The following is a 26,376-nucleotide window of genomic DNA, read 5'->3' as shown; positions in this document are numbered from 1 at the left end:
CGCCGGCGGGTCGCGAGACCGGATCGAGAAAGACGGCAACGCCGACCACCCCGGTGGGGGCGTCGCAAAGGGGCGTAGCTCAATTGGCAGAGCAGCGGTCTCCAAAACCGCAGGTTGCAGGTTCAAGTCCTGTCGCCCCTGCCCTGGTGAAGGGCACACGCTGACGAGAGGACCGCGAAGTTGAGCAAGCGAGACCGGGCCGCCCGCGCCAAAGACGCCGCAGAGGGTTCTGCGGCCGATTCGGCTGCGGCTGAGCTCGACGGTCGCGACGAGGCCACCGACGCGGGAACGGTCGACGAGACGTCGACCGAGACCGCCAAGGAGCTGCGTCCGTCCGGTAAACGCTCTGCTCGCGGGCGTCGCTCGTCGGCGGGTGCAACCGATGGTGACACCGACTCCGGATCGGGGTCCGTCGCCGTCAAGGAACGCAAGACCAAGAAGAAGGCGTCTGCCGGGGAGAGCCGGAATCCGATCGTCAAGATCTGGCTCTTCCTGACGCAGGTCGTCGCCGAGCTGAAGAAGGTCATCTGGCCTACGCGGCGCGAGATGATCACCTACACGATCGTCGTGCTCGTGTTCGTCATCGTGATGACCGCGTTCATCTCCGGCCTCGACCTCGCCTTCGCCAAGGGCGTCCTCTGGTTGTTCGGCTGACCCACGCGGTGGGCTCGGCCGGCGACGAGGAGTACGACCGCCAGATGAACCATAAGGAGCGTGGGCTGCAGTGAGCACCCCGGAGAACGAACTCGCCTCGACCGATTCCGTCGACGTGGCCGATGCCGACGTCGACGCAGCCGATGTCGACGCGGCCGTGACCGACGCGGTGGACACCGAGGGTGACGCGGTTGCCGACGACGCTGTCGTCGAGGGTGACGAGGCCGCGGCCGAGGACACGGTCTCCGAGGATGCCGCCGACGCCACTGATGCGGACGCCGACGCAGCTCCGGCCGAGGAAGCCCCGGGTGAAGAAGCCGAGGTCGATCCGGTCGAGGAACTGCGCAAGCAACTCCGGCGCGCCCCCGGTGACTGGTACGTGATCCACAGCTACGCCGGCTACGAGAACAAGGTGAAGGCCAACCTCGAGACCCGCGTGCAGAACCTCGACGTCGGCGACTACATCTTCCAGGTCGAGGTGCCGACCGAAGAGGTCACCGAGATCAAGAACGGCCAGCCCAAGAAGGTCAACCGCAAGGTGCTGCCGGGTTACATCCTCGTCCGCATGGAACTCAACGACGAGTCGTGGGGCGCCGTGCGCAACACGCCGGGCGTGACCGGTTTCGTCGGGATGACCAGCAAGCCGTCGCCGCTGTCCCTCAACGAGGTGCTGCAGTTCCTGATGCCGCGCACCGAGGCCAAGAAGCCCGCCGCATCGCGCGGGTCCGCGGCCGACGGTGTCGAGGCCGCAGCGGCAGCCGCGTCGAACGTCATCGAGGTCGACTTCGAGGTCGGCGAGTCGGTCACCGTCATGGACGGCCCGTTCGCCACGCTTCCCGCGTCGATCAGCGAGGTCAACGCCGAGCAGCGCAAGGTCAAGGTTCTCGTGTCGATCTTCGGTCGCGAGACGCCGGTCGAGCTCGGGTTCAACCAGGTCGAGAAGATATGACCGACGCGAAGCGGCGCTCGTATCTTCCCCGACCTCCGAGAGTCACGGTCGAGAAGATCTAGCCCTTCGAGGCTCGCTTCGCTCGCACCTCAGGGAGCGGGAGGGGCACGGCTTCGCTCGCACCTCAGGGAGCGGAGGGGACCCGGACCGGGTCCGGATTGAAAAACACAGACTTTCACGTCTCCAGCGGGCGTGAATTCGCAAGGAAACAAGCAAGGAACAGAAGATGCCTCCCAAGAAGAAGAAGCTCGCCGGGATCATCAAGCTCCAGATCTCGGCAGGCCAGGCCAACCCGGCCCCGCCCGTGGGTCCGGCGCTCGGTCAGCACGGCGTGAACATCATGGAGTTCTGCAAGGCGTACAACGCGGCGACCGAGTCGCAGCGCGGCAACGTCATCCCGGTCGAGATCTTCGTGTACGAAGATCGCTCCTTCGACTTCAAGTTGAAGACCCCGCCGGCTGCGAAGCTCCTCCTGAAGGCCGCCGGCCTGCAGAAGGGCTCGGGCGAGCCCCACACCAACAAGGTCGGCAAGGTGAGCATGGACCAGGTCCGTGAGATCGCCAAGACCAAGGCCGAAGACCTCAATGCCAACGACATCGACCAGGCCGCGAAGATCATCGCCGGCACTGCTCGGTCCATGGGCATCACGGTCGAGGGCTGATCTCCACTCACGTACACCCCGTGGGAGGGCCGGCTCGGCCCGCACCACACACCCCGCCGACTGACGGCGGAGAAGGAACAGAGCAATGAGCAAGAAGAGCAAGGCCTACGCGGCCGCGGCCGAAAAGGTCGACAAGACCAAGCTGTACAGCCCGCTGGAGGCTGTGGAGCTGGCCAAGGACACGTCGTCGAAGAACACCGACGCGACCGTCGAGGTCGCGATCCGGCTGGGCGTCGACCCCCGTAAGGCAGACCAGATGGTTCGAGGCACCGTCAATCTGCCGCACGGTACGGGTAAGACCGCCCGCGTGATCGTGTTCGCCGCAGGCGACAAGGCCGCCGAGGCCACCGCCGCCGGTGCCGACGAGGTCGGCGCCGAGGATCTGATCGAGCGCATCCAGGGCGGTTGGCTGGACTTCGACGCCGCGATCGCCACCCCGGATCAGATGGCCAAGGTCGGCCGCATCGCGCGTGTCCTCGGACCCCGCGGCCTGATGCCGAACCCGAAGACGGGCACCGTGACCACTGACGTCACCAAGGCCGTCAACGACATCAAGGGCGGCAAGATCAACTTCCGCGTCGACAAGGCTGCGAACCTGCACTTCGTCATCGGCAAGGCGTCGTTCGACCCGGCCAAGCTGGCCGAGAACTACGGCGCTGCGTTCGACGAGATCATGCGCGCCAAGCCGTCGGCTGCCAAGGGCCGCTACATCAAGAAGGTCACCGTCTCCACCACGACGGGCCCGGGCATCCCGGTCGACCCGGCGGTCACCCGCAACTTCGCGGAGGCACCGCAGGCCTGATCTGATCAGGCGCACTGAACACCCACGAGGGGCCCGGCATTTCGATGCCGGGCCCCTCGTGTTGTTTCTGCGTGGTTCGCTCGCCGTATCGCGTGCACTCACGCGTGGTCGGCGAGGATGCGTGCGAGGGCTGCTTCGACCGGTGTCAGTGGTGGGGTGGTGGGATGCTTCGGCAGTGTTCGCGGGTGGACGAGTTCGCGGTAGGCGAGTTCGAGACGCCGACCGCTGTCGCCATGACCGACGGCGTCGGGGCGCGACAGGTCGCCGGGCCGGGTGGTCGGTCCGTGGATCTCGTTGCGCACTGCGTTCAGGTGTGTGGTGAACCGCCGGGGTATGTCGGGTCGGCGGTTGATGCGTTCGGGGTTGGGTGGTGCGCCGGGTTCGGCGTTCAACCGCCAGACGCAGCGGCCTTCGTCGGGTCCGGACCGTTCGATGCGGGTGGTGTACTGGCCGGGCTGGTCGCCGACCATGCGGTTGTGGCGGGGGCAGGCGGGTGCGAGGTCGTCGATGTCGGTGAGACCGCCCTTGGCCCAGTCCTTGTGGGCGTGATGGAGTTCGACCTGAGTGGCGGGCTGATCGCAGCCGGGAGCCGAGCACACCTCGCCGTCGGGGCGCGCGAAGGAGACGAGGCGTTGCTCGCGGGTCGCCAGACGTCTGCCTCGCCCGAAGTACAGCGGGACGGCGGTGGCGTCCTTGAATACTGCCAACCACGGCTGAACCTCGCCGGCCATCCCGACCAGGTCAGCGATGGGCAGCAGGGTGCCGGTGGCGGTGGTGGCGAGCCCGGATTCGCGGATCAGGTCGCCCAGATCGGCTTTGATGATCAGATGGGCGGGCAGGCCGCGGTGCGACGTTCCGAGAATCCCGTCGGCGAAGCCAGCGGTGAGTGCGGCGTCGAGGGCGTCGTGATTTGTCTGGGCGGGGGTGCGTTGGTCGCGGTCGGCGGCGGTGGCCAGCGCGTCGGGGTCGGCGGTGCCGGCCGGTCCGGACGGTGAGTTGGGGTCGTCGGGGTTGTTGAGTCCGGGTTTGCCCCAGACGGCGAACATCATCGTGAGCCGGGCGGCGAGTTCGGGGGTGAGGGTGCCGGAGATGGTGGCGGTGCCGTCGGCGCGTTGGCGTCCGATCCACAGGTTGCGGCGCCGTTTCTGGTCGGTGTCGTCGGTGAGGGTGCCGTCGGGGTCGAGGTGAGCGAGGAGCCGCGCGCCGAGTTGGGTGATGTCGGCGGGGGTGTGGTCGGCGGCGATCTCGGCCATCTGACGCTCGGCAGCGACTTTCACATCATGCTCGACGGCGTGGGGGATCTGGTCGAGGACATCGAGGGCGGCCTGCACGTGTGCAGAGCCAACCGCTCCCGCAGCGAACGCCTCAGCGAGGCAGGGGTGTTCGGGCGGTAGGACCTCGCCGCCGAGGCTGGTGCGGGTGGCGGTGGCGTCCATCTGCTTACGACGCCGCACAGGGTTGGAGACCCGCAGCCGGTGGGTCATGAACTGCATGAGCGTGCGGCAGCCGGTCTTGCGGGGGAGGTCGCGAGCCTCGACCTGATCGATCTGCCGGTCACCGGCGACGGTCAGGCGTGCGATGGCACGTTCGGTATCGGCTGCCACGTCAGTCAACTCGGCGTCGGTACATGGCGACAGGTCCACGGACTGCAGTTCGTCGAGGATCGCATGCAACTCGGTGACGAGTTCGACGGCTCGCGGTTTCGGCGTGGCTGATTCGTCAGACATGGCCACCCCCCGAGAACCGTTGCTGCGAATGTATGTATGTTCGAGTGTACACCGACACGGCTACATCGCAACCGCTAAAGCTCTGTTGTGCAACGATATTCGTCGGCCAAGAGTTGTCGGTGCCTCATGGTAGGGGTACGAATCCAGTCAGGTGTTGCGAACTTCGACGGTGGGCGCACTGGATCCCCCAGGGGCGGCGGTGCGACAATCGCCGCCGCCCGCGTGCTCTACGGGCGTTCGGCGACTCACTCCAGCCAGTTGTTGCCCCCGAGGTCCAGCTGCGCGACGTCGAGGCTCGGGGTGATTCCGGATTCCGGTGCGAGGCCGTGGTTCTCGAGGGCATTGCGCATGATCTCGGCGGCGTCGATGTTCAGCGGGCTCGACACCCACATCGCGTACGGCAGGTTCACGAATCGGTTCTCGCGTACCGCCTTGAGATTGCGGCTGGCCGGGTTGGACCGCAGCGCGGCGATCTTCTCCTCGACCGTCTGACCGGGGTAGTCCACGAACACGATGACGTCGGGGTCCGCGGTGGTGAGCCGTTCCCAGCTGACGGCGGTCCAGGTGTCCTCGATGTCCTCGGTTGCGTTGCGGGCGCCCGCGGCGTCGATGATGCCCTGCGGGCCGCCGTAGGACCCGGAGGAGAAGATGGTGTCGGAGACGCTGTCGAAGACGAAGACCGTGGGCTTGTCGGCGGGTTGCGGTGCGGCGCGGAGCTTCTCGAGGCGGTCGGCGACCTCGTCGGCCGCGGCGGCGCCCTGGTCCGGGTTGCCGGTGATGGTGCCGATGTTGCGCAGGTCGGTGTCGAGCGCGACCCACGGGTCCATGGTGCCGCGCTGCGCCTCACCCTCGACCTGCCGGCACGCCTCGGACAGCTGATAGACGTCGATGCCGTGGGACGCGAGGATCTCCGGCGTGATCCCGCGGGACTCGCTCATGCCGTAGTTGTATCCGGCATAGAGCACCTGGGGCTTCGCGGCGACGATGTTCTCGAGCGTGGGACGCTCGGCCGCGACCTCGTTCAGGGTGTCCACCTGAGGTCCGTACTCGAGCCGGAGAACATCTTTGTCGCGGGCGAGCGCACTGACCGCCACCATGTTGTCGCGGGCGCCCGCCGCCAGGGCGATCGCGATCATGCCACCGTCGTTGACGAACAGCCGGTCGAGCGGCTGGGGGAAATCGACGTCGGCTCCACAATTGGCCACCGTCACAGTGTCTTCGGTGGCCGCGGTGCTGTCGGTCGAGCATGCGGCAACCGCGCCCAGGATCAGTGCGGCGACCAGGACGGCGGCGGTCGGGTGGACTCGGGAGGTGCGGGTACTCAAGGGATGTCCTCTCACAGGGTGTCTGTCGTCAGCGCTCGGGGAGCAGAAGTGGGGGAGTTGAGCAGGAGGTGTGGCAGGCCCGTCACCGGGTGGGTGACAACGGTCCCGGACACCTCGAAGACGGCCGCCAGCAGATCCGGTGTCAGCACGTCGACGGGTCGGCCCTGGGCGACCACGCCGCCGTCGGACACCACTGCGACACAATCGAAGTGCCGCAGGACGAGGTCGAGGTCGTGCATCGCTGCCAGCACGGTGGCGTCGAGTTCGTCGAGGATCTCCATCAGCCGCAGGCGCCAGGCCGCGTCCAGATGATTGGTGGGTTCGTCGAGCACCAGGACCGGCGTCTGCTGTGCGAGTGCACGGGCGAGGACGACGCGATGCCGCTCGCCACCGGACAGGTGGGTGCACGAACGGGCGCCCCAGCCGTCGAGGCCGACCTGCGCGAGCACCGCGCCGACCACCGTCGAGTCGTCGGGGCTCCCGGCCGACCAGGCCGAGCGGTAGGGGGTCCGGCCAAGGCCGACCGCCTCGGCGACGGTCAGTTCGGCCGAGGGCTGTTCCTCCTGGCCCACCACCGCTATCGAGCGGGCCCGCTGCCGCGACGGGAGTCGATGCAGGTCCTCGCCACCCACGTCGATGGTGCCGGCGACGGGACGTTCGAGCCCACACAGCGTGCGCAACAGGGTGGTCTTGCCGGAACCGTTGGGGCCGACGATGGCCAGTCGGGTGCCCGCCGGGACGTCGAGATCGACATCGCGCAGGACGACGCGGCCGCCCCGTCGACACGCGAGTGCGTTCGCGCGCAACGCCATCGAGCGGATCGGTGGTGGATTGGTCATGAGCCGCCGCCGAACACATACTGGTGTCGACCCATGAGGAACAGGAAGATCGGCGCGCCGATCAACCCGGTGACGATGCCCAGAGGCATCTCCCGAGGCGCGGCCGCGACCCGCGAGATGACGTCGACCCACACCAGGAACAGTGCGCCGCCGCATACCGCCACCGGCAGCATCGCGCGGTGGGTGGCGCCGACGAGCAGCCGGGCGGCGTGCGGGACGATCAGACCGACGAAGCCGATCCCACCCGCCACCGCGACGAGCACGCCCACCAGGACGCCCTGGATCCCGAAGAGCGCGTTGCGCATCGCGCGTACCGGTACACCCAGCGACGTCGCGGTGTCGGTGCCGGCAGCGTAGGCGTCGAGCCAGGAGTGGATCGCGAGCATCGCCACGATGGTGACCAGCACGACCACCCCGGCGATCTGCACCTTCGCCCAGGTGGCGCCGGCGACGCTGCCGAGCATCCAGAACATCACGTTGTCGGCGGCGTGGGGATCCGCGGCGGTGAACACGAGCAGCGACGACAACGCCATGAACGCCGAGGACAACACGACGCCGGACAGGATGAGTCGCAGCGCGGTCAACCCGCCCTGGGCGCGGGCGACGAGGTACACCGTGACGGTCGCCGCGAGCGCGCCGAGGAGCGCGCCGCCGGAGAGTGCCCACACCCCGAGGCCGGCCAGCACGCCGAGGGTCATGACGGCGGTGGCCCCGACCGCCGCGCCGGCGGACACGCCGAGCAGGTACGGCTCGGCGAGGGGGTTGCGGACCAGGGCCTGCATGAGAGCGCCGGCAGTGCGAGCCCGGCGCCGACGAGCGCGGCCAGGACGGACCGCGGCAGCCGGAGATCCCAGATGATCACCGCGTGCGCGGAATCGGTCTCGGCGCCGGTCAGGCGTCCGGCGACGGTGTGCCAGACGTCGCCGACGGGGATGGTCTCGGCGCCGAACGCGGTGGCCAGGGCGATGCTGAGGAGCGTGAGGACGAGCAGAACTGCGGCTAGCGGCGTCGACGGGAGTCGCCGTACCGGCGGGGCGGTGGCGATCTCGGTCGTGCCGTCGATACGACGGGACACGGACTGTACTGCCTTACGGTCTGGGTATCTGTGCGCGAGATACACGGTGGACTCGAGCGAGAGCGGCCGGTATTCGGACTCGGGTTCGTCCGGAGCCGGCGCCTTCCCGGGTCGCCCCAGTGGCTGTGTGCCGGTTCCGTCCCCCATACCGCTGCGCGCCAGTCCCGGATTCGCACCGGGTTCCCTGACACCCACGTGTGCGGGTGTGACCGTTCTCGCCGCTCACGCTATCAACACCGTCCAGCGGATCGGTGGGCGGTCGGCGTGCGTCCCCGGACAGCGGCCGTGCGAGGACCTACGCTGGATGCCGACGATCGATGAACCCGACGCGGAAACGGTGAACCGATGGACGTACGAGACACGAAGCTGGCCATCATCGGGGCGGGTGCGGTGGGCACCGCGATCGCCTACTCCTCGCTCATCCGGGGTGTTGCACGGACCATCGCGCTCCTCGACATCAACGCCGCGAAGGTGACCGCCGAGGTGCTCGACATGTCCCACGGCCTCGAGTTCGTCCCTCGTGCCGACATCATCGGCTCCGACGACGTGTCGGTGTGCGCGGACGCCGACGTCGTCGTCTTCACCGCCGGTGCGAAGCAGAAGCCGGGTCAGTCCCGTCTCGAATTGGCCGAGGCCACAATCGGTCTGACGCGCGCCATCCTCCCGGGGGTGCTCGAGGTGGCCCCGAATGCGATCTACGTGATGGTCACCAATCCGGTCGACGTCGTCACCTACGCCGCCCAGCAGATCAGCGGATTGTCGCCCAGCCGGATCTTCGGCTCGGGCACCGTGCTCGACTCGTCCCGGCTGCGTTTCCTCATCGCGCAGCATTGCGGTGTCGCGGTGCAGAGCGTGCACTCCTACATCGCCGGCGAGCACGGCGACACCGAGATCCCGCTGTGGAGCTCGGCGACGATCGGTGGGGTGCCGCTGACGTCGTGGACCCCGCTGCCCGGTCGTCCGGCGCTGGATGTGGTTGCACGCGAACGCATCCACCACGAGGTCGTGCATGCCGCCTACACCATCATCGAGGGCAAGGGGGCCACGAACTATGCGATCGGTTTGGCGTCGACGCGCATCGTCGAGGCGATCCTGAACAACGAGCACCGGGTGCTGCCGGTGTCGACGCGGACCGACGGGATCGAAGGGCTCGACGGAGTGTGTCTCTCGCTGCCGACCGTCGTCGACCGCGGCGGCGCCCAGACCCGGCTCGACGTCCCGCTCTCGGATGCGGAGCGAGCCGGTCTGCTCGCGTCGGCGGAGACGCTGCGGGGGATGCAGGCCCGGTTCGGGCTGTAGTCGGGGTCAGGTCGGCACGGTGGTGCGCAGGAACTGCAGCTGGTCGGCGACGACCTTCTCGAAGTCCTCGCCGATGTAGATGTCGAAGTGCCCGACCGGGTATCGGATGACCCGGGCTCCGGGTGCGCGCCGCGCGTAGGCGATCGTCGAGCGTGCCGGTGCCACCGTGTCCCCGTCGCACACGCACAGCAGGGTCGGGCAGTCGAGATCTTTCAATGCCCGGCCGGGTGAATGCAACGGAATGGTCAGTCCGACCCGCGCGGCCACCTCGTTGGGCAGTTCGAGACCGTCGGGAATCAGTGGCAGGTATCCCGACACCGCGTCCGGTGCGGTCATCAGCGCCGCTGATCCCGGTTCGCCGGCCAGGCCGACCATGACCGGCGGCCTGCGCAGTGCGGATCCGGCCAGATCCGCGAGTGCCCGAACGGTCACCTTCGCCCCGGACACCACGCCAAGGGCTGCGGTCGACGCAGGTCCGCTGGTGAATGGGCACTGGGAGATCACCGCTGCCACCCGGCCGTCGCGTTTGCCGGCGACGAGCACGTGTCCGCCGCCGAAGGAGGTGCCCCACAGCACTATTCGTGAGGTGTCGACGCCGGCGAGAGTTCGTGCGAAGGCGATCGCCGCGGCCCAGTCGTCGAGCTGACGGCGAATGGACAGGAGCTGGCGCGGTTCGCCGTCGCTGTCCCCGAAGTGGCGGTAATCGAAGACCAGACAGGAGTATCCGGCTTCGGTGAACCGTTCGGCGAAGGCATCGAGCCGCATCTGCCGGACCCCGCCGAGGCCGTGTGCCATCACGATGACCGGGGCCGGTGTGGCTCCCTCGGGCCGGTACCACCATGCTCGGCACGTCGTGCCGTCCGAATCGAACTCGACGTCGTTCCTGATCATCGTTCCCCCGCTGGTCGATGTGTGGTCTGGGCGGACTTTATCAACACACGTTGTCATGCAACAGAGGCGGCGGCCCCCGCGACCGTGAACCTTGTTCGCTCGGCGTGTCCGTCGGCCGGACCAATCTTCGCGTCGAGCGCGTCTTTCATCGACCGGACCCCGTAATGTCACCTCGTCACGATGAGGTGTCGGGGGACACACAGAAGAAGGTCAAGCACGATGCGTTGCTCGCGAAAGATGGTTCTCGGATTCCTGGCCGCGGCGTCCATGACGGTCGCTCCGCTGATGGTGGCGGCGCCCGCCTCGGCGGCAACCGATTACGCCAACTGCTCAGAACTCAACGCCGACTATCCGCACGGTGTCGGCCAGACGGGCGCCGTCGACTCCACGTCGGGTACGCCGGTCACGAACTTCACCGTCGACGACGACCTGTACGACGCGAACACCGAGAGCGACCGCGACAAGGACGGTATCGCCTGCGAGAAGCGCTGAGCGCGACCAGAGCCTGACGACGTCGCGGTCGGCGTGCGCCTGCCGCCGGACATGCAGGCGTTAGATTCGTGCTCATGGCGGCCCGACTCGACAGGTTTCTGAGCAGCGCACACCCGGACATCGCGATCGCGGCCGCGCTGCTGTTCGTGGCCGGCTTGATCGACGCCATCGCGTTCTTCGTGCTCAAGGGCAGCTTCGTCGCCTTCATGTCGGGCAACTCCACCATCATGGGTGCCTCGGCGGCGGCGGGCCGGTGGTCGACCATCGCTCTCGTCGCCGGACTCGTGGTCGCGTTCTTCAGTGGTGCTGCCGGGGGTGCGGCGATCAGCCGCTGGGGCGGGAGACACGCTCCGGTCTGGATTCTCGGGGCGGTGACCGGCGCGCTTCTCGCCGGCACCGTCGTCGCACTCACCGCGTCGCCGACCGCCGGGATGATCGTCGTCGCGGTGGCCACCGGTGCGATCAACTCGGCGCTGTCGCACACGTCGACCGTGCAGGGCGGACTGACCTATGTCACCGGCACGCTGGTGAAGTCCGCGCAACAACTGGTCGCGTCGCTGGGCACCGACCGGCCGTGGGCGTGGCTCGAGGTGTTCTGGATGTGGCCGGTGTTCGTGCTCGGCGCGGTGTGCGGTGGATTCGCCGAACGACACTGGGGTGTCGCCGGGCTGTGGGTCGGGGTCCTGATCGCCGCCTGCGCCCTGCTCTTGCGCGTCGTCGAGACGTCGTCTCGAGGCAATTCGCGCTCAGAGGGAACCGAACGGGCCGCTGGATAGTCTGAAACACATGCGCGACGACAAGCTGCTCACCCGGATCTCGGCCCTTCTGCGTCAGGCGGAGAACACCGACAACGAGCACGAGGCCGAGACCTTCATGCAGGCCGCCCAGCGGCTCGCGACCGCATCGTCGATCGACCTGGCCGTGGCCCGCGCCCATGATCCCGCGGCGCGCAAGAAGGTCACCCCCATCAGTAGGCAGATCGCCATCGGCGAACCGGGCAAGCGTGGACTGCGCACCTACGTGCAACTCTTCGTGGCCATCACCGCTGCCAACGACGTGACCGTCGATGTGGCGAGCAACTCGACCTTCGTCCTCGCCTACGGCTACGAAGCCGACATCGACGCCTGCGAAGCCCTCTACACGTCGTTGATCGTGCAGATGGTCGCTGCCAGTGATGCCTACCTGCGATCGGGGGCCTACAAGGGCGAGACATTCGCGCGGGTCGTCACCCGGGGGAGCGGGTGGCGTGCCCGGCGGGTGATCGAGGAGAAACCGTTGTCACCGATCACCGCGCGGCTGAACTTCCAGTCGGCGTTCGCCGAACGCATCGGCAAGCGTCTCACCGAGGCCCGCGATGCAGCCCGTGCCGAGGCCATCGCCGCCGAACGCGACTCCGGCGAGTCGACTCGTTCGACGGCGGTCGCCCTGCGCAACAAGGAGATCGAGGTGACCGACTTCTATCGGACGGAATCGAGCGCGCGCGGCACCTGGCGTCCGTCGAGCGCGTCCGCGGGATACTCGGAGGCCGCGCGCCGGGCCGGCGACCACGCGGGACGACGGGCGAAGATCGGTGCCGACCGGGAATTCGGCGGCGCCCGCGGCGCGCTCGAGGGTTAGGGCTCGACGCCGGCGGCGGAGTCCTCCGCGGGCCTCGCGCCGGGCCGGTCGTACCACGCCACCGACGGTTGCGGGACGAACGGTGTCGGGGTGCCCGCCCACCGCCGCACCCATCGGCCGACGCGCCCCTCGTCGGTCGCCGCGGCGTGCACGACGATGGCGGTGACCACCAGGATCAGTGCGAACACGAACAGCCAGCTGATCGCGACGAAGACGATGCCGAGGGTGCCGTAACTGCGGATCGTGCCCGCGGCCAATGTCGGCAGCGCGACGCGGCTACCGGCGAGCAGCACGGTGATGAGGAGGCCGGTGCCGAGTCCGTTGAGGACGAGCAGCTTCATCGGCACCTGCGACGACACCAGGAGCCGGGGGATGAACGTGAACGTGGCCGACCAGATCAACAGGGTCACGGCGGCGACCAGCACGATCCCCAGGACGCCGCGGTCGCCGACATGCACGCCGAAGATCGAGGTGGCCTGCAGTCCGGTGGACAGGCCCTGCACGGTCACCGCCGCGGGGATGAGGAAGACGACGACGACCCACCGCCAGAAACTGCGCCACGGCAGTTTGGCGACGTCCCAGATCGACACATACATTCGGCCGAGGGCACGGGACAGGGAGGTGGCGCCGGCGATGGTCATCAGCGCACCGATGATGCCGAAGGTCGTGGCCGATGTCGGGTCGTCGATCGTGGGTGTGTCGAGGCTGCTGATCGGGATGCCGAGTTCGCTCAACGCGTCGTCGACGACGTCGGTGCCCGGCAGGGTGAGTACGAGGATCACGATCGGAAGGATCGAGGTGAAGGCCTGCGCCGCCAGGGTCATCGACCGGTCGGTGAGGTTTCCCCGCGCGATGTCGATGACGATCCGCAGAGCGAGGGAAGCGCCGGGCAGCCGCATCACGCGCTCGCGAACTGCATCGAGATCGGGACGGCGCATGAACTCTCCCATCGGCTCCGGGGTGAGCTTCGGCCCGCTCGCTTCGCTCCCGGCGCCGGGTCTCTCATCATCGGCGATGCCGTGACTGAACGTGACACCGGGCGCGCCCGATTCTATGAGGCCGAGCACCTCGTGCACCGTCTGTTCGACAACGTGTCGTCGTCGCGGACGGTGCAGCTCGCCGGCACCGAGGTGACTCTCCCCGCCGAGGTTCGGTTCGCCTCGATCGACGCCGTCGACGACTACGTGCGCAGGGTGCTCGAGCTACCCGGGGTGCGGTCGAGTTTCGAGCGTGCAGCTCAACCGGTCTCGGTTCGCGAGCGGCGCGGCCAGCGGTCCGCGCACTACGCCGCCCGGGTTCGCCGATCCGACGGCGTGCCGGTCGGCGCCGAGATCGCCATCCCGTCCGCGACCGAGGGGCGCTGGGCGCTGCGCGAACTGGTGGTGCTCCACGAGCTCGCCCACCACCTGGACGGCACGACCGGTCCGGCGCACGGACGCGGATTCGTGCTGACGCTCATCGAACTCGTCGGGCTCGTACTGGGGCCCGAAGCCGCGTTCGTGTATCGCGTCGTGCTGTCGGACTCCGGAGTCGGCTGACCGGCAGATCCACCGCCGATCGACAGGTCCACCCCCGGGTACGGCGGTGGACCTGTCGACCAGTGATGGATGTGCGCGAGTCCTAACGCGTCGTCGCCTCCCGGTCGGCGGCTCGCTGGAACTCGAGATCGTCGGATGCGCAGGCCAGACAGATCGGCGCGTGACCCGCGGACGGGTCGCGGTCCATCTCGTAGGCGATGTAGCTGTCCTCGCAGCGATGGCACCGGATGCGTGCCTCCCACATGTCGTCGACCTCGTCGCGGGGATCGTGCGGACGCACCATGGTGAACCAGCCCTCGCGGCGGAACGCCAGTGCCACCGCATAGATGAGACCGGCCACGACGAACGCGATGGGTGACGCCCAGACGGCGCCGAAGGTGCCGCCGAACAGGACGAGTGCGATGCCGATCACGGACGCGACCGCCCACGCGCCCACGCCTGCTGGGTTCACCGTCGGGACTCGACCCGGACGGAACTCCAGCGAATCGGCAGGGATCCTGCGCAGACGCATCCAGCCGATGTGCGTCAGCGCGATGGCGACCCACCCCACGATGAGGACACCCTGGTACTGCAGGGAAGTGGTGATCCAGGACAGCACGTTGGTGAGCATCATCAGGTAGACGATCACCGCGACGACACCTACCCAGAAGGTCCTGGGCATCGAGAACTTGACGGTCCGGGCGAAGAAGTTCTGGAAATTGGTGGACGCCAGGTAGAAATTGCCGCTGTTGACCCGAGTCTGGCTGACGACGACCCACAGCAGACCCCAGATCCCCATCATGCCGACGATCCCGAGGATCGCCGACTCCTCCGAGAGAGGTCCGGCGATGGTGATGGTCTGGGCGAGGAACATCCCGACAGCCGCGTTGACCAGGAGCGTGACGACATAGAACGGGGTGCCGAAGGACACCCGGGCATTGAAGCCGGCATCCTGCGGGCGGCCGAATCGGGCGTAGTCCCAGGCCATCATGGTGACGACCCAGACGCCCATGTAGATGACGAAGGCATACCACCAGCCGGGCACCCCGAGATCGGCTGCGGCTTCCGGCTCATAGGTGAGCCAGTCGTTGCTGTAACCGTATTCGGCGATCGCCCAGACCACGGAGCCGACCAGTCCGGTGACGTAGAGCGGCAGCAGGACCCCGTTGAGCCGGTCGAGCCAGGTGGCGACGCCGCGCCACGCCAGGGGCGCCTGGTATGCGACGACCACGAATGCCCAGAACGCGATCGGGAGACCACCGAAGTAGGCGTGCAGGGCCGATGCGACGATCGCACCCTCGGCCACCACGTAGTAAGCGATGGTGATCCCGAACAGGGCTGCGGCGAAAGCGGATCCGGCGCGACCGAACACGACGCGGGAGAACAGCGAGACGCTGGTCCCGGTCTGGTTGGCGAACTTGGCGGCGACGGAGTTGATGGCACCGTAGGCCACCACCGAGAGTCCGATGCCGATGAGGGCGTCGGTGGCGCCCACGGAGAGGGAGACGGTGGCGCCGACGACCACGAAGAACATCGCGCTCATCAGGCCGAACCAGGCCATCGACACCGACGAACGCGACGTTCGCCACGAGTTGGGCACGATGTGCATGGAGTAGTCCTCGGCGGCGGCACGAGCCAGGACCTGGGGATCGTCGGTGTAGGTGACGTCCAGGGGCGGAACCCCGCCCGCCCTGGAGGATGAAATATCGAGAGTCATTGCTTTCCTAGGTGTTCGAGTGGTGGTCAGATGCGAAGCCAGCGGCGGGTGGATGGCGTCGATGCCACCACCCGCCGCTGGGTGTCGTACGAATCGGTCCCCGGAGCGGGGGATGTCAGACGGTTGCCGGCTCCGACACCGTCAGCGTGCCCGGGACGAAATCGACGGCGGGGTCATCGGTCCAGTGGATGACGGTGCGCCGCTGCAACATCTGCCGGAACTGGGACGTCGTGTTGGTGAGCACCGCACCGCTGCCCCAGTCGAGGATCACGCCGTACTGGCGGACGCAGTCCATCTCGTTGATCAGACCGGAGCGATATTCTCCGGAGACCGCCTCCGGGTCACGCTCGATCCATGCATGCCGATTGCTGCGGATGTACTCGCGCGCACCGATGGTGGCTTCGAGATCGACTTCGTAGGCGAAGATCTCGGGATCGACCTCCTTGATGACCACGCCGTAGTCCTTCTCCGCGCGGGCGATCGAGACGTAACCGTCGATGACGTCCTCCAGCACCGCGTCGACGTCACGCTGGAGCGGGTCGCCGAGGCCGCCGCCACCGGCCGATGGGCGGGTGAACTCGTCTCCGGACTTGATGGGGACCGCGGCGAAGATCGAGCCGAGGTATTGCTCGTCGTCGGTGCCCTTGTTGAGCCAGACGCCATGGGGGATCGACGGCAGGCCGCCCCACAGTCCCCAGGTGACCGACCGTTCGCGATCGCAGCAGTAGGACATGACGGTGTTGTCGCTGGCCCACAGCTTTCCGCCCTTCTCGGCGCCGAGTCCGCCCCGGAACTTACCGGGGCCGCCGGAGTCGGGCACCAGGTCGTGGCACGACGTCAGAACCGGGGCCAGCCGTTCCTGTCCCTCGAAAGGCTGTGTGCCGTACTGGACTCCGAAGACGGCTGCGGACGCGTTGTAACCGTCGGCGCCGTTGCGGGCGCCCCAGCCGCCCATCATCCAGTCGTACCACATGAAATTCGGATTGCCTTCTCCGCGTTGATCGCGACCGCCCACCAGGAGGTACTCCAGGTTGAACGTGCAGGCCATCGCGCGCTCGGGCTGGATGTCCGACCAGATCTCGAAGACCGAACTCATGATCTTCTCGAACGGGCCCGAGCAGAAGCCGGCACACGGTGACGGCCAGTCGGCATTGACCACCGACCCGAGCGGCCCGAGGTCCGCCGTCACGACGCGGTAGAACCCGGAATTCAGTGGGATGTCCGGGAATTGCATCTTGGTACCGGCGACGATGCCGGCGAACGACCCGCCGAATCCGGCGTTGAGCATCGACGAGATCGACGCGTGCGACTCGCTGAGGTCGTAGTGGACGGTGTCCCCGGAGATCGTCATCCGTGTCTTGATCGGGATGAGGCCTTCGCCGCGCGCCGGGTCCTGGTCGATGTAGTCCTCGGTGTACCAGACCCCGTCCGGGAGCTCGGCGATCTTGGCGCGGGTGAGATCCTCGACGTAGTCCTGCACCTCGGCCATCGCGGTCTTGATGGTCTCGACGCCGTACTTGTCGCACAGACGCTGGATCTCGCGCTCGGCCACGCGGGTCGCCTCGGCCTGTGCCTGCATGTCGCCGATGATGTCGCGCGGGTTGCGGGTGTTCTTCGCGATGAGATAGGCCACGTCCTCGAGGAACAGGTCCTTGCTCCACAGCCTCGTCGGCGGGATCCGCAGTCCCTCACCCATGTGATCGAGTGCTTTGACGTTGAACGATCCGGGAGTGGCACCGCCGACGTCGGCCCAGTGACCGTTGGCCTGGGCGTAACCGAGGAGTTCACCTTGGTAATAGATGGGCCGGATGATTCGGGTGTCGTTGAAATGGCTTCCGCCCTCGTAGACGTCGTTGATCACGAAGACATCGCCGGGATGGATGTCGCCCTCGAACTGCCGGATGACCGCCTTGGCGGTGTAGTGCAGGGTTCCGACGTGGGCGGCGATGTCGCCGGTGCCCTGCATGACCGTGTTGCCCTCGGTGTCGCAGAGGGCCGAGGAGAAGTCCCGCGAGTAGATGACGAACGAGTAGCAGGTGCGCAGGATCTGTTCGGCCATCTGGTCGACGGTGTTGATGAAGGCGTTCTTCAGCACCTCGAAGGTGACCGGGTCGAGTGTTGTTGCCATGGTGTGGTTTTCCTGTTCTGTCAGAGTCGATGGGAGATCACTCGGCGGCGGTGAGCAGGAGGTTGCCCCACTCGTCGACCCGCGCGGAGGTCCGCGGCGGGACGACGGTCGTCGAATCGAGCTGGTCGACGATGCACGGTCCGGTGAGTACGGCTCCGGGCGGCAGGCCGGCGCGGTCGTACACCGGCGTGGTCAGTCGGGCGAACTCGTCGGGGAACAGCACGTCACGCACCTCGAGGGGCTCCGGTGCGAAGGTCGCCGGATCGATCAGGTCGGCGGGCGTCACATCCATCCGGGGCGTGAGTCCGATGGCGCGCAACGAGATCCGGTAGATCTCGACGCCGGTGTCCTCCGCCGCGAAGTTGTGCTCCTTGAGATGCGTCGAGTGGAAGGTCGCGACGACTTGCTCCAGACTCGTCAGCGGCATCGACACCGGCACCGCGATCGCTCGCCACTGTCCCTCATAGCGCATGTCGAGGTGGTACTCGAAGAGCATGTCGTCGGGATCGACGTGCTCGGCCGTCAGACGCTCCCGTCCCTCCTCCTGCAGTTCGGCGAAGGTGGCGGTGAGGTGGTCGAGGTCGGCGCCCGCGGCGTCGGCGAGATACATCCGGGTGATGTCGTGCTGGATGTCGACCAGCATGCAACCCATCGCCGAGGTGACTCCCGGGTGCGGCGGGATGATGACGGTCGGGATGCCCAGGTCCTTGGCGAGATAGGCGGCGTGCAGGGGTCCGGCTCCGCCGAAACCGACCAGCGCGAAGTCCCGCGGGTCGTGGCCCTTGCGGATGGAGATCAGGCGGATCGCGTCGGCCATGTTGGCGTTGGCGACCTTGATGATCGACTGGGCCGCCGTCTCGACGTCGAGACCCAGTGGTGCCGAGATCTTCTCCAGGGCGGCCCGCGCCATCGACTCGTCGAGCTCCTTCACGCCGCCGGCCAGCTTCTTGCCGACGGTGCCCAGGATCAGGTTGGCATCGGTGTTGGTGGCGAGATCCCCGGACGCGCCGTAGCAGGCCGGCCCGGGGTCGGACCCCGCGGATTGTGGACCGTTGCGCAGCGAACCGGCGTCGTCGAGCCAGGCGATCGAACCGCCTCCCGCGCCGATGGTCAGCACTTCGATGCTGGGGAAGCAGATCGGGTGGCCGAACGCGACGCTCCACATGTTGGTCGTTGCCAGCACGCCGTTGTCGGTGAGCGACACGTCGGTGGAGGTCCCGCCCATGTCGAACCCGATCGAGTTCTCGAACCCGCACGTGCGGGCGATGTGTCGACTCGCGATGGCTCCCGCCGCGATGCCGGAGGCGGCCAGGCGGGCGCCGTATTTCTCGGCCATGGTCGGGGTCATGACCCCGCCGCCCGAATGGAGCAGCAGGACGTCGTTGTCGTATCCGGCTTCGGCGAGCCGGCCCTCGAGCGTCCGGGCGTAGGGGCCGATGATCGGGACCAGGGCGGCGTTGGCGACCGTCGTCGCGAACCGCTCGTACTCGAAGATCTCCGGCAGCACATCGCTCGAGGTGGTGATCGACACACCCGGCAGTTCCTCGGCGAGGATCTCGGCCATCCGGTTCTCGTGGGCGGGGTTGGTGAAGGAGTTGACGAAACAGACTGCCACGGTCTCGATCTCGCGTCGGCGCAGGATGCGGGCGACCTCGCGCGCGGAGCCCTCGTCGAGCGGCTCGAGGACGGTGCCGTCGTAACCGATCCGTTCGGGAACGGTCAGGCGGTGACGACGCGGGACCACCGGCGGGGCGACCTCCTGGTACGGGTCCCAGGACTCACGGTCGCCGCGCCGGATCTCGATCACGTCCCGGAACCCCTCGGTCGTCACCAGCGCGACCTTCGGGAACTTCCTCGTGATGAGCGCGTTGGTCGCGATCGTCGTTCCGTGCGAGAAGAATTCGACATCCTCCCACGCGACGCCGGCCTGCTCCATACCGGCCAGCACGCCCTCGATGGGATTGCTCTGGGTCGGATACTTGGCCGTGACGATCGTGCCGTCGGACTGCTGGATGAAGACGTCGGTGAACGTCCCACCGATGTCGACGGCGGTGCGGACCTTGTCGGTCCGGCTGATGGCTTTCGTCATGGGTACTTCCTCGTGGCTCAGCGGTCTCGGGACGCTCATCACGAAACCCGGCGCGTCGCCGTCGAACAATTGGCTCACCAGCCAGTGGTGCGGCGCGCAGGGCTGGACGGACGCACGCGGCCGACCGGCCGCGAGCACGCGACCTGCACAAACCGTCGTTCTCGGCGCGTAACGCGGATGTGTCCGACATGGACCGGAAACGTGATGTCACACAACGGAAACAACGACGATGGTGCCCGGTCGGGTGGTGAGAACGACTGCGAGCGCCGATAATCGACGAACACCGATGGCGGCGAGGAGGCGATGGGATGGCGACCGTGGGCGACGTCGTCATCGGCGTGGGTCTGCTGTCGGTCACGCCGGGGGCCGCCGGGCGGACGCGACACGTCGAGGTGTCCGGCACCTGCGAGGCCGGTCGGATCGAGCCCGCGGACGTCGGCGCGGGCGACATCGTGCACATGGGGTCGACGGGATGGCCCGCTGCGGGCGCGCCGGAGGTGTTCGCGGCGACCCTGCGGCAGCGCGCAGCGGCCGCCGTGGTGGTGGACACCGACGACGACAACCTTTCCGCCGAGTTCGTGTCGGCCTGCGTGAGTCACGGTGTGCCGATCTACATGCTCCCCAGGACCAAGACGTTCCGCGACGTCGAGGTGGTCGTCACGCCGCATGCCGTCGTCGACGACACCGTCGGCGAATCCGGTCCGGTGGCCTCGATTCTGGCGTCCCTCGGAGCGTTTCACCGCGCGTCGGGCATCAGCGGGGCGGTGCTCCTCGACGGCGCGGTCCTCACCGCATCGTCGGCGACCGTCGATACCGATCTGCTGAGGAAGACCACCGCGTTGACCCCCGCCGTCCTGCATGCGATCGGTGGAACCGCGGCGGCCCTGCACATCACCCTGCCGAGGTCTGGTGCGGCGCTGGTCCTCTCGAACCCGCGCCGCCGACCATTCGAATCGACCCGGGTCCGCAAACTCGCGAACGACATCGACGCCGATGCGCACCTGCTGCGGGTGAACCGGGCGATGCGCAGACCGTTGGAGGGGGGCCTCGTCCGCGAGCTGATCGAGGCGCGGATCCCATCGTCGGCGATGGATTCGTGGGTGGGGTCCTTCGGTTACGGGCCGGGCGATCGCGTCCACTCGGTGGCGGTGGTCATCGGTCCGCACAGCGACACCTCGTCGGCGCGGGTCGTCGACGCCCTGCACGACCTGGGTGCCTGCGCCGGGTTGGCAACCGTTGCAGCAGCACATGACTCGGTGGCCTACGCGCTGATCAAGACCGGCACGGAGAAAGACCCGGTGCCACCGGCGGGACGCGACTTCGACGCACATCTGCAGGTGTTCACCGACGTCTTCGTCGCCCGGCACGCCGAGCTCGCCGTCGGCGGCAGCTCCTACGTCATCCGGAGCAGCGACGACCTGACCAGGGGGCTCATCAACGCGCGACAGATGGCCGAGCGGAACTCCCGCGCCGACGACGAGTCGCCGGCCACGATCGCGCTTCCGGTGCCGCTCGCCGCGACATTGCTGGCCGGTGACCCGGAACGGTCGGCGGAGCTGCGCCGTTCGCTGCTCGATCCCGTCCTCGCCTACGACAGAGAGAAGGACACGAGCTACGTGTCGACCCTCAGCACGTTCTTCGCGCTCGACTGCCACTCCGGCGCGACGGCCAACGAACTGGGCATCCACATCAACACCCTGCGATATCGGCTGTCGCGCATCGAGAAGCTGACCGGACGTGGCTTGCAGTCGATGGTCGATCGCACCGACTACTACCTGGCCCTATGCGTCGGCGAGACGTCCCGCGGACGGGGGGACCGGAGCCGGCGGCCGACTCCCTGACCACCACGGATCGGGCTGGCGTGCGGCGAAGTCGGCGATGACCTCGTACCTGCCACCCGCGGCACGACCGACATAGGACGGATGCGAGCTGTAGTGGTTGGCGCGGAAGAAGAACGGCGCGCCTTCGGGATTCTCCTCGAACCGGATGCCGATCAGGGCGCGGGACAGGGCGTCGACGTCGAGCGACCGGGCCTGCTCGGCGGCCAGCGCGAGCGCGTGCACCGCGTTGAAGGCCCCGACCTGGGCGGCGTGACTCCAGCGCTGGCCCCGCACGTCGGCCAGCTCACGCCGGAACGTGTCGTTCACCGGCGACGACAGCTCGGCGAAGTAGGTCGCGACCATGTAGTGACCGTCGCTGACCGCGGTCGGCATGTGGGCCAGGTCCAGCTCGGTGGTGACGGTCGCCGCGATCGGCATCGTGTCCGCGGTCAATCCGCCGAGGTGGTACTGGGTGTAGAAGGCCGTCGTCGAGTCGGCGCCGACGAGATTGCAGACCACCACGTCGGGTCGCACGCGTCCGATGTCGTCGATGATCGATTCGAACCTGGTCTCTCCGAGGGGTGCATAGCGGTCGCCCACGATCTCGATCCCGAGGCTCCCGGCGAGTCGGCGGATGGCTTCGGCCAGAACCCGCGGATAGATGTAGTCCGAGCCGGCGATGTATACGCGCCGGCCGAGAGTGCCGGCGATCCACGCGAGATAGTCGGCGACGTACTGGTTGGGTGCGGCACCGCAGTAGAAGATGCGCGAGTCGGTCTCTTCGCCCTCGAAGTAGGTGGGATACATCAACAACGAGGCGTTCGCATGGATGGCCGGGGTCAGCGCCAGGCGGGCCGCCGAGGTGTACCCACCGACGATGGCGTCGACGTTCTCGGTGGTGCACAGATGATCCACCCCGCGGGCGGTCGACGACACCTCGGAGTGGTCGTCATAGATCGCGACCTGGACGTCCGAGCCCAGAACGCCACCGCGCGAGTTGATCTGGTGGACCGCGAGCATCGCCCCGTCCAGGATCGACTGCTCCATCTCCGCCTGGGCGCCTGACAGCGAATACAGCATGCCGAGTCTCACGTCGGTCCCCGATCGGCGCGATCCGTGTGCATGGCAGCCACTATGCCAGTTGGGCCGCCCCTCGGCTTGTCCGGCGAATGCCCTCAGCGCAGCCCGTCGCCGGCCAGCAGCGTCAGGTGGCTCGGGTGGTCGGGGTCGAGGACCAGACGCTGATGGCGACGCCCGCGTGCCTTGATGAGATCGGGTACCAGGGTCAGGTAACGCGGCAGGCTCGCGGCGTACACATCGACCCGGAGACGATGGCCCGGCTGGAGGACCGCATCGGTGGGGACGAGGTCGACGTCGATGCGGATCGCTTCGTCGGCGGGTACGGGCAGCTTGCGCTTGCGGGACAGGTAGTGGTGCGCCGAGAGCAGGCTGCCGTCGTCGGCGTACGTCGACTTCGACTGGTCCAGAGCGCGATTCGACGCCGACAACGCACCGTTGGTCAATACGACCGACGTGCCGTCGGGAGCGACATCGTTGACGGTCACCGCCCAGATGGCCTCGTGTGCGGTCGTCGCGACGTTGAGCCGGAGGTTCATGGCGCCGCTGATCGGGGTGGCCTCGCCGACCGGCTCCGTGGTGAACGACAATGCGCCACGCTCCTGGTATCGCGCGTCCCGGGCGAAGTCGGCGCCGAGGGCGAGCGTCGCGCCCGCGGTCACCTGGGTCATGTCGCGGGAGCGGAGACCCCGGCTGTCCGGGCGCACGTGCAGCGACGACACAGACTGTGCGGGAGCGGTGCTCAGTGAACCGTCGTGGACGCAGTGATCCGCGGTCGACGACGGTTCGCCGGTCAGGTAGAGCCGGGTCGGGGCCACCCCGGGACGGGGGAAGCTTTGCCCCGCGGTCCACGCGCCACCCTGCTGCAGCATCGTGACCGGCCCGTAGTGCTCGATCCCGTTGCGGTGTCCCTTGAGCCAGCGGTCGAACCATGCGCGTTCGAGGACGTCGAGGCGTGGCGGCGCGAACTGCCCGCCGTAGCCCGACCCGACGTCGAGGTGATAACCGTCGCCGACGATCATCTGCTTGCGGCCCGGCTCCATCTGCAGGCGTTCGTACACCCCGGTTGCGCTGCGGCCGAACAGATCATGCCAGGCTCCGACGGTGAAGGTCGGCGCCTCGATGCGGTCGACGATCGGGTCGCGGTCGTCGAAGTACGGGTCGTCGAAGATGCGGGGATCGCGTGCGGTGAGGAATCCCCACAGCAGCGAGGGGATCTCGGTGGCCGGGGACTTCACCCGATCGATCGCCCAGCGCACCGCGTCACCGCGCACGAGGTCGCGGATCACGTTGGCGGGGTTGGGAACCCACTTGAGCATGTTGACCGCGGACAGCCACACCGGGATGAAGGCCGACGGCATGCCGCCGGTGATGTAGATGTCGCGCACCAGGTCGTCGCACCCCTCGACGGCGAACACGGCCTTGAGTCCGGCGGGCCGCTTGTCGGCGGCCTGCAGCGAATTGATGGCGGAGTACGACCAGCCCGCCATCCCGACGGTCCCGTCGCACCACTCCTGCCCGGTCACCCAGTCGATGACCTCCACCGAGTCCTGTTGCTCGCGAGGACCGAGGATCTGCCATTTGCCGAGGCTCGCACCGGTACCGCGGACGTCGACGACAACCTGCACATACCCGCTGCGCACCAGGTTGCGGTTGATGCCGAAGACGTCGAAGACGCCGCCCGACAGCGTCTGCGTCAGCGTCGTGAGGCCCTCGAGGGCCGTTCCGGTCCCGTCGATGGAGCGGGAGGCGGTGTGCAACGCCTTCCCGAGCACCGGCGCGTGGAGGGTCTGGTCGATGAAGTCGATGGCCGCGCGGTTGTACGGGTTGATGTTGATGACCGCGGGGTACGGCGTGAGGACCGTCTGACCGAACCGGTTGGCGGGCCGGATGACCGTGGCGCGCAGGACCACCCCGTCACTCATGGTGATGGAGACGTCGCGGTCGATGACGACCCGAGGGTAGAGCTGCTTGCCGTCGACCTGCTCGCGCCAGCGGATGCCGTCGGCGCCTCCGGTGGGATCGCCGAGGGGGAGGGTGCCGAAATGCGGCGCACCGGTGGTGCGGGTGCGCGTCGACGGAACGACACGTGCGCGCGACCGTGTGGGATCCAGCTGGTACGTCATGGTGCATCACCCTGCCTGGGATGAGGTGACGCACCCGCGGGTTGTTGCACGGATCGAGACGGCCGGGTGGACACCGACACCCCGTCGTGTCGGTCGCTTGCTTCCCGGCCCGTCCGCTGGCTGCGGATTACAGTGTGGTCCAGGTCACTTCACGCATTTGCTGAAGGATAACTCAGCGTCGATATCGGATGGCTAACGAGGTGGCGTCTTTTGGTCATGGGCGAGTGTGTTCCTGGTCACATTTGGGTAAACCGAGGTCGATGGCGGCGGCCGCCTCGAGCACCATCCACGCCGACAGCTGGACCGACAGGTCTCGCTCCGGGATCTCCGACGGATTGACCGCACCCTCGACGAACTGGGCTTTTGCCCCGTTGTCGGTCGGGATCACGGCTTGCCGGCGCCAGTCGCTGGAGAACACCGCGTGGCCGGCGACCTCGCGGCGGTTGGCCCATGCGGCGTCGGCGCTGCGGGTGACGATCAGGGCGGCGCGCTCTCGCAGGTCATCCGAACCGTCGACGTCGGGCAGGTCGGTGGCGACGAGTGCCAGGTAGCGGGCCAGCACGCCGTGGAAGAGCCCGCCGTCCCCGCCGCCGCCTCCGTTGATCACCCCGTCGGTGCAGGAGTGGCCTTCGACGGCGCCGAGGAGCCGGGTCAGACGGTCGAGGTGCCGACGATCTCCGGTCGCACGCAACGCCTCCAACTCGGCGCCCATGACGACGCCCTGACAGTAGGTGTAGGTGCCGGTCTCGGGCTTCAGCGAACCGTCGGGAAGCTTCTTGAGTCCGTCGATGACCAGATGGGTGTCGGGATCGATGAGGTAGGCGTCCATCCAGTCGCACATCGCCACCGCGCGCTCGACGTGACCCGTGCGCGCCAGCAGGATCGCGGCCGGACCGTTGGCCGGCGCGTTGAAGAACTGATCGGCCTTGCGCCACGGGATTCCGCCGCCGTCGTCGGGCACCCACGCGTCGAGCATCTGGCCGGCGAGGGTGCGGAGTCCGCCCGCGTGGTCGAGGTGAAGGTGACGGTCGGCGCGTTCGATGGCGAGGCCGAGCCAGGCCATGTCGTCGTAATAGTTGTTGGTCCAGCGGCCGCCGTTGCGGATTCGGATGCCGCGCAGCAGCCGGTTGACGTCGTCGGCGACGTCGGGGTCGAAGGAACGGTCCGCTCCCACTCGGTGGATCGCGGCGTCGACGAGGAGGTCCACGAGGTGCGCGTGCCACCAGTAGTGCCAGGATCCGAACTGCGCCTGCATTCGTCCGATCGGCCATGCCACGGCCGCGGCGCGTGTCCCCGGCAGCCAGAACGCGCGTTGCAGATGCCGGTCGTAGACGGCGCTCGCGGCGGCCGCTGCGCGGCCGTTCGGGTCGTGCCGGTCCGGCGATTTGGATTGTTCGTCCACGTCCGCGTAGCCTAGTCGTCGATGTGATGCACACCCGTGTGTCGTATCGGTTCAACCAGAGACCGTTGGTCGTCGGGATTTCCCGGACGAAGGCGCGACGAGGTCGCCGGCCCACGCAGGATGAACGAGGAATGTCGCCCCACACGAACAGTGTGTGCGTTCACGCCCC

21 protein-coding genes, 1 tRNA gene, 1 pseudogene and 1 riboswitch are annotated in these 26,376 nt (G+C 67.8%); of the genes and pseudogenes, 11 read left to right on the top strand and 12 right to left on the bottom strand.

Going from position 1 to position 26,376, the window contains the following annotated elements:
- Positions 1–68: 68 nt before the first annotated feature.
- The 5 genes from MHN80_RS04815 (at position 69) to rplA (ending at position 3,066) form a co-directional block, all read left to right on the top strand.
- Positions 69–141: transfer RNA gene (locus MHN80_RS04815), tRNA-Trp, on the top strand.
- Between the two features lie 39 nt (positions 142–180).
- A complete protein-coding gene (gene secE / locus MHN80_RS04810) occupies positions 181–654 on the top strand; it encodes a preprotein translocase subunit SecE (protein ID WP_004021738.1) in 474 nt (157 codons plus the stop codon).
- 70 nt (positions 655–724) lie between these two features.
- Positions 725–1,603, top strand: coding sequence for a transcription termination/antitermination protein NusG (nusG, locus tag MHN80_RS04805; protein ID WP_239399910.1), 879 nt, complete (start codon positions 725–727; stop codon positions 1,601–1,603).
- A 226-nt stretch (positions 1,604–1,829) separates the two neighbouring features.
- On the top strand, positions 1,830–2,264 hold the full coding sequence (rplK, locus tag MHN80_RS04800; RefSeq protein ID WP_004021736.1) for a 50S ribosomal protein L11: 435 nt from the start codon (positions 1,830–1,832) through the stop codon (positions 2,262–2,264).
- 85 nt (positions 2,265–2,349) lie between these two features.
- Complete coding sequence (gene rplA, locus MHN80_RS04795) at positions 2,350–3,066, top strand: 50S ribosomal protein L1 (RefSeq protein WP_004021735.1); 717 nt, start codon at positions 2,350–2,352, stop codon at positions 3,064–3,066.
- Positions 3,067–3,164: 98 nt separating this feature from the next.
- Here rplA and MHN80_RS04790 read toward each other — a convergent pair whose 3' ends face one another.
- From MHN80_RS04790 to MHN80_RS04775, 4 genes and pseudogenes are all read right to left on the bottom strand, one after another.
- Positions 3,165–4,793 (bottom strand): HNH endonuclease signature motif containing protein, encoded by a 1,629-nt coding sequence (locus MHN80_RS04790; RefSeq protein WP_239399908.1) that lies wholly within the window; start codon positions 4,791–4,793, stop codon positions 3,165–3,167.
- Positions 4,794–5,038: 245 nt separating this feature from the next.
- Positions 5,039–6,118: an ABC transporter substrate-binding protein gene (locus tag MHN80_RS04785; protein WP_239399906.1), complete on the bottom strand. Its 1,080-nt coding sequence runs from the start codon at positions 6,116–6,118 to the stop codon at positions 5,039–5,041.
- 11 nt (positions 6,119–6,129) lie between these two features.
- A complete protein-coding gene (locus MHN80_RS04780) occupies positions 6,130–6,957 on the bottom strand; it encodes an ABC transporter ATP-binding protein (protein ID WP_239399904.1) in 828 nt (275 codons plus the stop codon).
- Positions 6,954–8,002: pseudogene (locus MHN80_RS04775) on the bottom strand (FecCD family ABC transporter permease). The gene MHN80_RS04780 and the pseudogene MHN80_RS04775 overlap by 4 nt, the downstream one beginning before the upstream one ends.
- A gap of 76 nt (positions 8,003–8,078) precedes the next feature.
- Positions 8,079–8,261: riboswitch (cobalamin riboswitch) on the bottom strand.
- Between the two features lie 116 nt (positions 8,262–8,377).
- Here MHN80_RS04775 and MHN80_RS04770 point away from each other — a divergent pair.
- Positions 8,378–9,331 (top strand): L-lactate dehydrogenase, encoded by a 954-nt coding sequence (locus tag MHN80_RS04770; protein WP_101820155.1) that lies wholly within the window; start codon positions 8,378–8,380, stop codon positions 9,329–9,331.
- A gap of 6 nt (positions 9,332–9,337) precedes the next feature.
- Here MHN80_RS04770 and MHN80_RS04765 read toward each other — a convergent pair whose 3' ends face one another.
- Complete coding sequence (locus MHN80_RS04765; protein WP_239399902.1) at positions 9,338–10,222, bottom strand: alpha/beta hydrolase; 885 nt, start codon at positions 10,220–10,222, stop codon at positions 9,338–9,340.
- A 219-nt stretch (positions 10,223–10,441) separates the two neighbouring features.
- On the opposite strand from MHN80_RS04765, the gene MHN80_RS04760 reads away from it, so the two are divergent.
- The 3 genes from MHN80_RS04760 (at position 10,442) to MHN80_RS04750 (ending at position 12,331) form a co-directional block, all read left to right on the top strand.
- Positions 10,442–10,714: an excalibur calcium-binding domain-containing protein gene (locus MHN80_RS04760; RefSeq protein WP_004021728.1), complete on the top strand. Its 273-nt coding sequence runs from the start codon at positions 10,442–10,444 to the stop codon at positions 10,712–10,714.
- Positions 10,715–10,788: 74 nt separating this feature from the next.
- The gene (locus tag MHN80_RS04755) at positions 10,789–11,490 is read left to right on the top strand and encodes a YoaK family protein (protein ID WP_239399900.1); all 702 of its coding nucleotides are present in this window, start codon (positions 10,789–10,791) and stop codon (positions 11,488–11,490) included.
- A 10-nt stretch (positions 11,491–11,500) separates the two neighbouring features.
- Positions 11,501–12,331 carry a DUF2786 domain-containing protein gene (locus MHN80_RS04750; protein ID WP_239399898.1) on the top strand — a complete coding sequence of 277 codons (831 nt, stop codon included), beginning with the start codon at positions 11,501–11,503 and terminating at the stop codon, positions 12,329–12,331.
- On the opposite strand, the gene MHN80_RS04745 is transcribed toward MHN80_RS04750, so the two are convergent.
- On the bottom strand, positions 12,328–13,269 hold the full coding sequence (locus MHN80_RS04745; protein WP_239399896.1) for a YhjD/YihY/BrkB family envelope integrity protein: 942 nt from the start codon (positions 13,267–13,269) through the stop codon (positions 12,328–12,330). The two genes, MHN80_RS04750 and MHN80_RS04745, sit on opposite strands and share 4 nt — an antisense overlap.
- A gap of 81 nt (positions 13,270–13,350) precedes the next feature.
- Here MHN80_RS04745 and MHN80_RS04740 point away from each other — a divergent pair, with 81 nt between their 5' ends.
- On the top strand, positions 13,351–13,869 hold the full coding sequence (locus MHN80_RS04740) for a TIGR04338 family metallohydrolase (RefSeq protein WP_033206375.1): 519 nt from the start codon (positions 13,351–13,353) through the stop codon (positions 13,867–13,869).
- Positions 13,870–13,951: 82 nt separating this feature from the next.
- Here the strand turns inward: MHN80_RS04740 and MHN80_RS04735 are convergent, their stop codons facing one another.
- The 3 genes from MHN80_RS04735 to MHN80_RS04725 form a co-directional block, all read right to left on the bottom strand.
- A complete protein-coding gene (locus MHN80_RS04735) occupies positions 13,952–15,565 on the bottom strand; it encodes a cytosine permease (protein WP_239399894.1) in 1,614 nt (537 codons plus the stop codon).
- A gap of 115 nt (positions 15,566–15,680) precedes the next feature.
- Positions 15,681–17,693, bottom strand: a complete 2,013-nt coding sequence (locus MHN80_RS04730) for a hydantoinase B/oxoprolinase family protein (RefSeq protein ID WP_239399892.1) — start codon at positions 17,691–17,693, stop codon at positions 15,681–15,683.
- 37 nt (positions 17,694–17,730) lie between these two features.
- Positions 17,731–19,782, bottom strand: a complete 2,052-nt coding sequence (locus MHN80_RS04725; protein ID WP_239399890.1) for a hydantoinase/oxoprolinase family protein — start codon at positions 19,780–19,782, stop codon at positions 17,731–17,733.
- Positions 19,783–20,090: 308 nt separating this feature from the next.
- On the opposite strand from MHN80_RS04725, the gene MHN80_RS04720 reads away from it, so the two are divergent.
- Positions 20,091–21,623 carry a CdaR family transcriptional regulator gene (locus tag MHN80_RS04720; protein ID WP_239399888.1) on the top strand — a complete coding sequence of 511 codons (1,533 nt, stop codon included), beginning with the start codon at positions 20,091–20,093 and terminating at the stop codon, positions 21,621–21,623.
- Here MHN80_RS04720 and MHN80_RS04715 read toward each other — a convergent pair.
- The 3 genes from MHN80_RS04715 to MHN80_RS04705 all read right to left on the bottom strand — a co-directional run bounded on the left by MHN80_RS04715 (position 21,564) and on the right by MHN80_RS04705 (position 26,207).
- A complete protein-coding gene (locus MHN80_RS04715) occupies positions 21,564–22,682 on the bottom strand; it encodes a transporter substrate-binding protein (RefSeq protein ID WP_239399886.1) in 1,119 nt (372 codons plus the stop codon). The genes MHN80_RS04720 and MHN80_RS04715 overlap by 60 nt on opposite strands.
- Before the next feature lie 95 nt (positions 22,683–22,777).
- Positions 22,778–24,805, bottom strand: a complete 2,028-nt coding sequence (locus MHN80_RS04710; RefSeq protein WP_239399884.1) for a CocE/NonD family hydrolase — start codon at positions 24,803–24,805, stop codon at positions 22,778–22,780.
- A gap of 214 nt (positions 24,806–25,019) precedes the next feature.
- Positions 25,020–26,207 (bottom strand): glycoside hydrolase family 76 protein, encoded by a 1,188-nt coding sequence (locus tag MHN80_RS04705; protein ID WP_239399882.1) that lies wholly within the window; start codon positions 26,205–26,207, stop codon positions 25,020–25,022.
- Positions 26,208–26,376: the final 169 nt, after the last annotated feature.

It is taken from the genome of Gordonia sp. McavH-238-E (assembly GCF_022348225.1).
GTDB lineage: Bacteria > Actinomycetota > Actinomycetes > Mycobacteriales > Mycobacteriaceae > Gordonia > Gordonia terrae.
The sequence above is the reverse complement of the archived record's forward strand: the minus strand, read 5'-3'. Positions and strand labels throughout refer to the sequence as shown.

What these genes read in the sequence shown, in the direction of transcription:
- MHN80_RS04755 (WP_239399900.1), top strand. Translation starts at nt 10,789, where the DNA reads ATGGCGGCCCGACTCGACAGGTTTCTGAGCAGCGCACACCCGGACATC.
- rplA (WP_004021735.1), top strand. Translation starts at nt 2,350, where the DNA reads ATGAGCAAGAAGAGCAAGGCCTACGCGGCCGCGGCCGAAAAGGTCGAC.
- MHN80_RS04710 (WP_239399884.1), bottom strand. Translation starts at nt 24,805, where the DNA reads ATGACGTACCAGCTGGATCCCACACGGTCGCGCGCACGTGTCGTTCCG.
- MHN80_RS04790 (WP_239399908.1), bottom strand. Translation starts at nt 4,793, where the DNA reads ATGTCTGACGAATCAGCCACGCCGAAACCGCGAGCCGTCGAACTCGTC.
- MHN80_RS04745 (WP_239399896.1), bottom strand. Translation starts at nt 13,269, where the DNA reads ATGCGCCGTCCCGATCTCGATGCAGTTCGCGAGCGCGTGATGCGGCTG.
- MHN80_RS04770 (WP_101820155.1), top strand. Translation starts at nt 8,378, where the DNA reads ATGGACGTACGAGACACGAAGCTGGCCATCATCGGGGCGGGTGCGGTG.
- MHN80_RS04730 (WP_239399892.1), bottom strand. Translation starts at nt 17,693, where the DNA reads ATGGCAACAACACTCGACCCGGTCACCTTCGAGGTGCTGAAGAACGCC.
- MHN80_RS04750 (WP_239399898.1), top strand. Translation starts at nt 11,501, where the DNA reads ATGCGCGACGACAAGCTGCTCACCCGGATCTCGGCCCTTCTGCGTCAG.
- MHN80_RS04735 (WP_239399894.1), bottom strand. Translation starts at nt 15,565, where the DNA reads ATGACTCTCGATATTTCATCCTCCAGGGCGGGCGGGGTTCCGCCCCTG.
- MHN80_RS04715 (WP_239399886.1), bottom strand. Translation starts at nt 22,682, where the DNA reads ATGCTGTATTCGCTGTCAGGCGCCCAGGCGGAGATGGAGCAGTCGATC.
- MHN80_RS04720 (WP_239399888.1), top strand. Translation starts at nt 20,091, where the DNA reads ATGGCGACCGTGGGCGACGTCGTCATCGGCGTGGGTCTGCTGTCGGTC.
- MHN80_RS04765 (WP_239399902.1), bottom strand. Translation starts at nt 10,222, where the DNA reads ATGATCAGGAACGACGTCGAGTTCGATTCGGACGGCACGACGTGCCGA.
- MHN80_RS04760 (WP_004021728.1), top strand. Translation starts at nt 10,442, where the DNA reads ATGCGTTGCTCGCGAAAGATGGTTCTCGGATTCCTGGCCGCGGCGTCC.
- rplK (WP_004021736.1), top strand. Translation starts at nt 1,830, where the DNA reads ATGCCTCCCAAGAAGAAGAAGCTCGCCGGGATCATCAAGCTCCAGATC.
- MHN80_RS04725 (WP_239399890.1), bottom strand. Translation starts at nt 19,782, where the DNA reads ATGACGAAAGCCATCAGCCGGACCGACAAGGTCCGCACCGCCGTCGAC.
- MHN80_RS04780 (WP_239399904.1), bottom strand. Translation starts at nt 6,957, where the DNA reads ATGACCAATCCACCACCGATCCGCTCGATGGCGTTGCGCGCGAACGCA.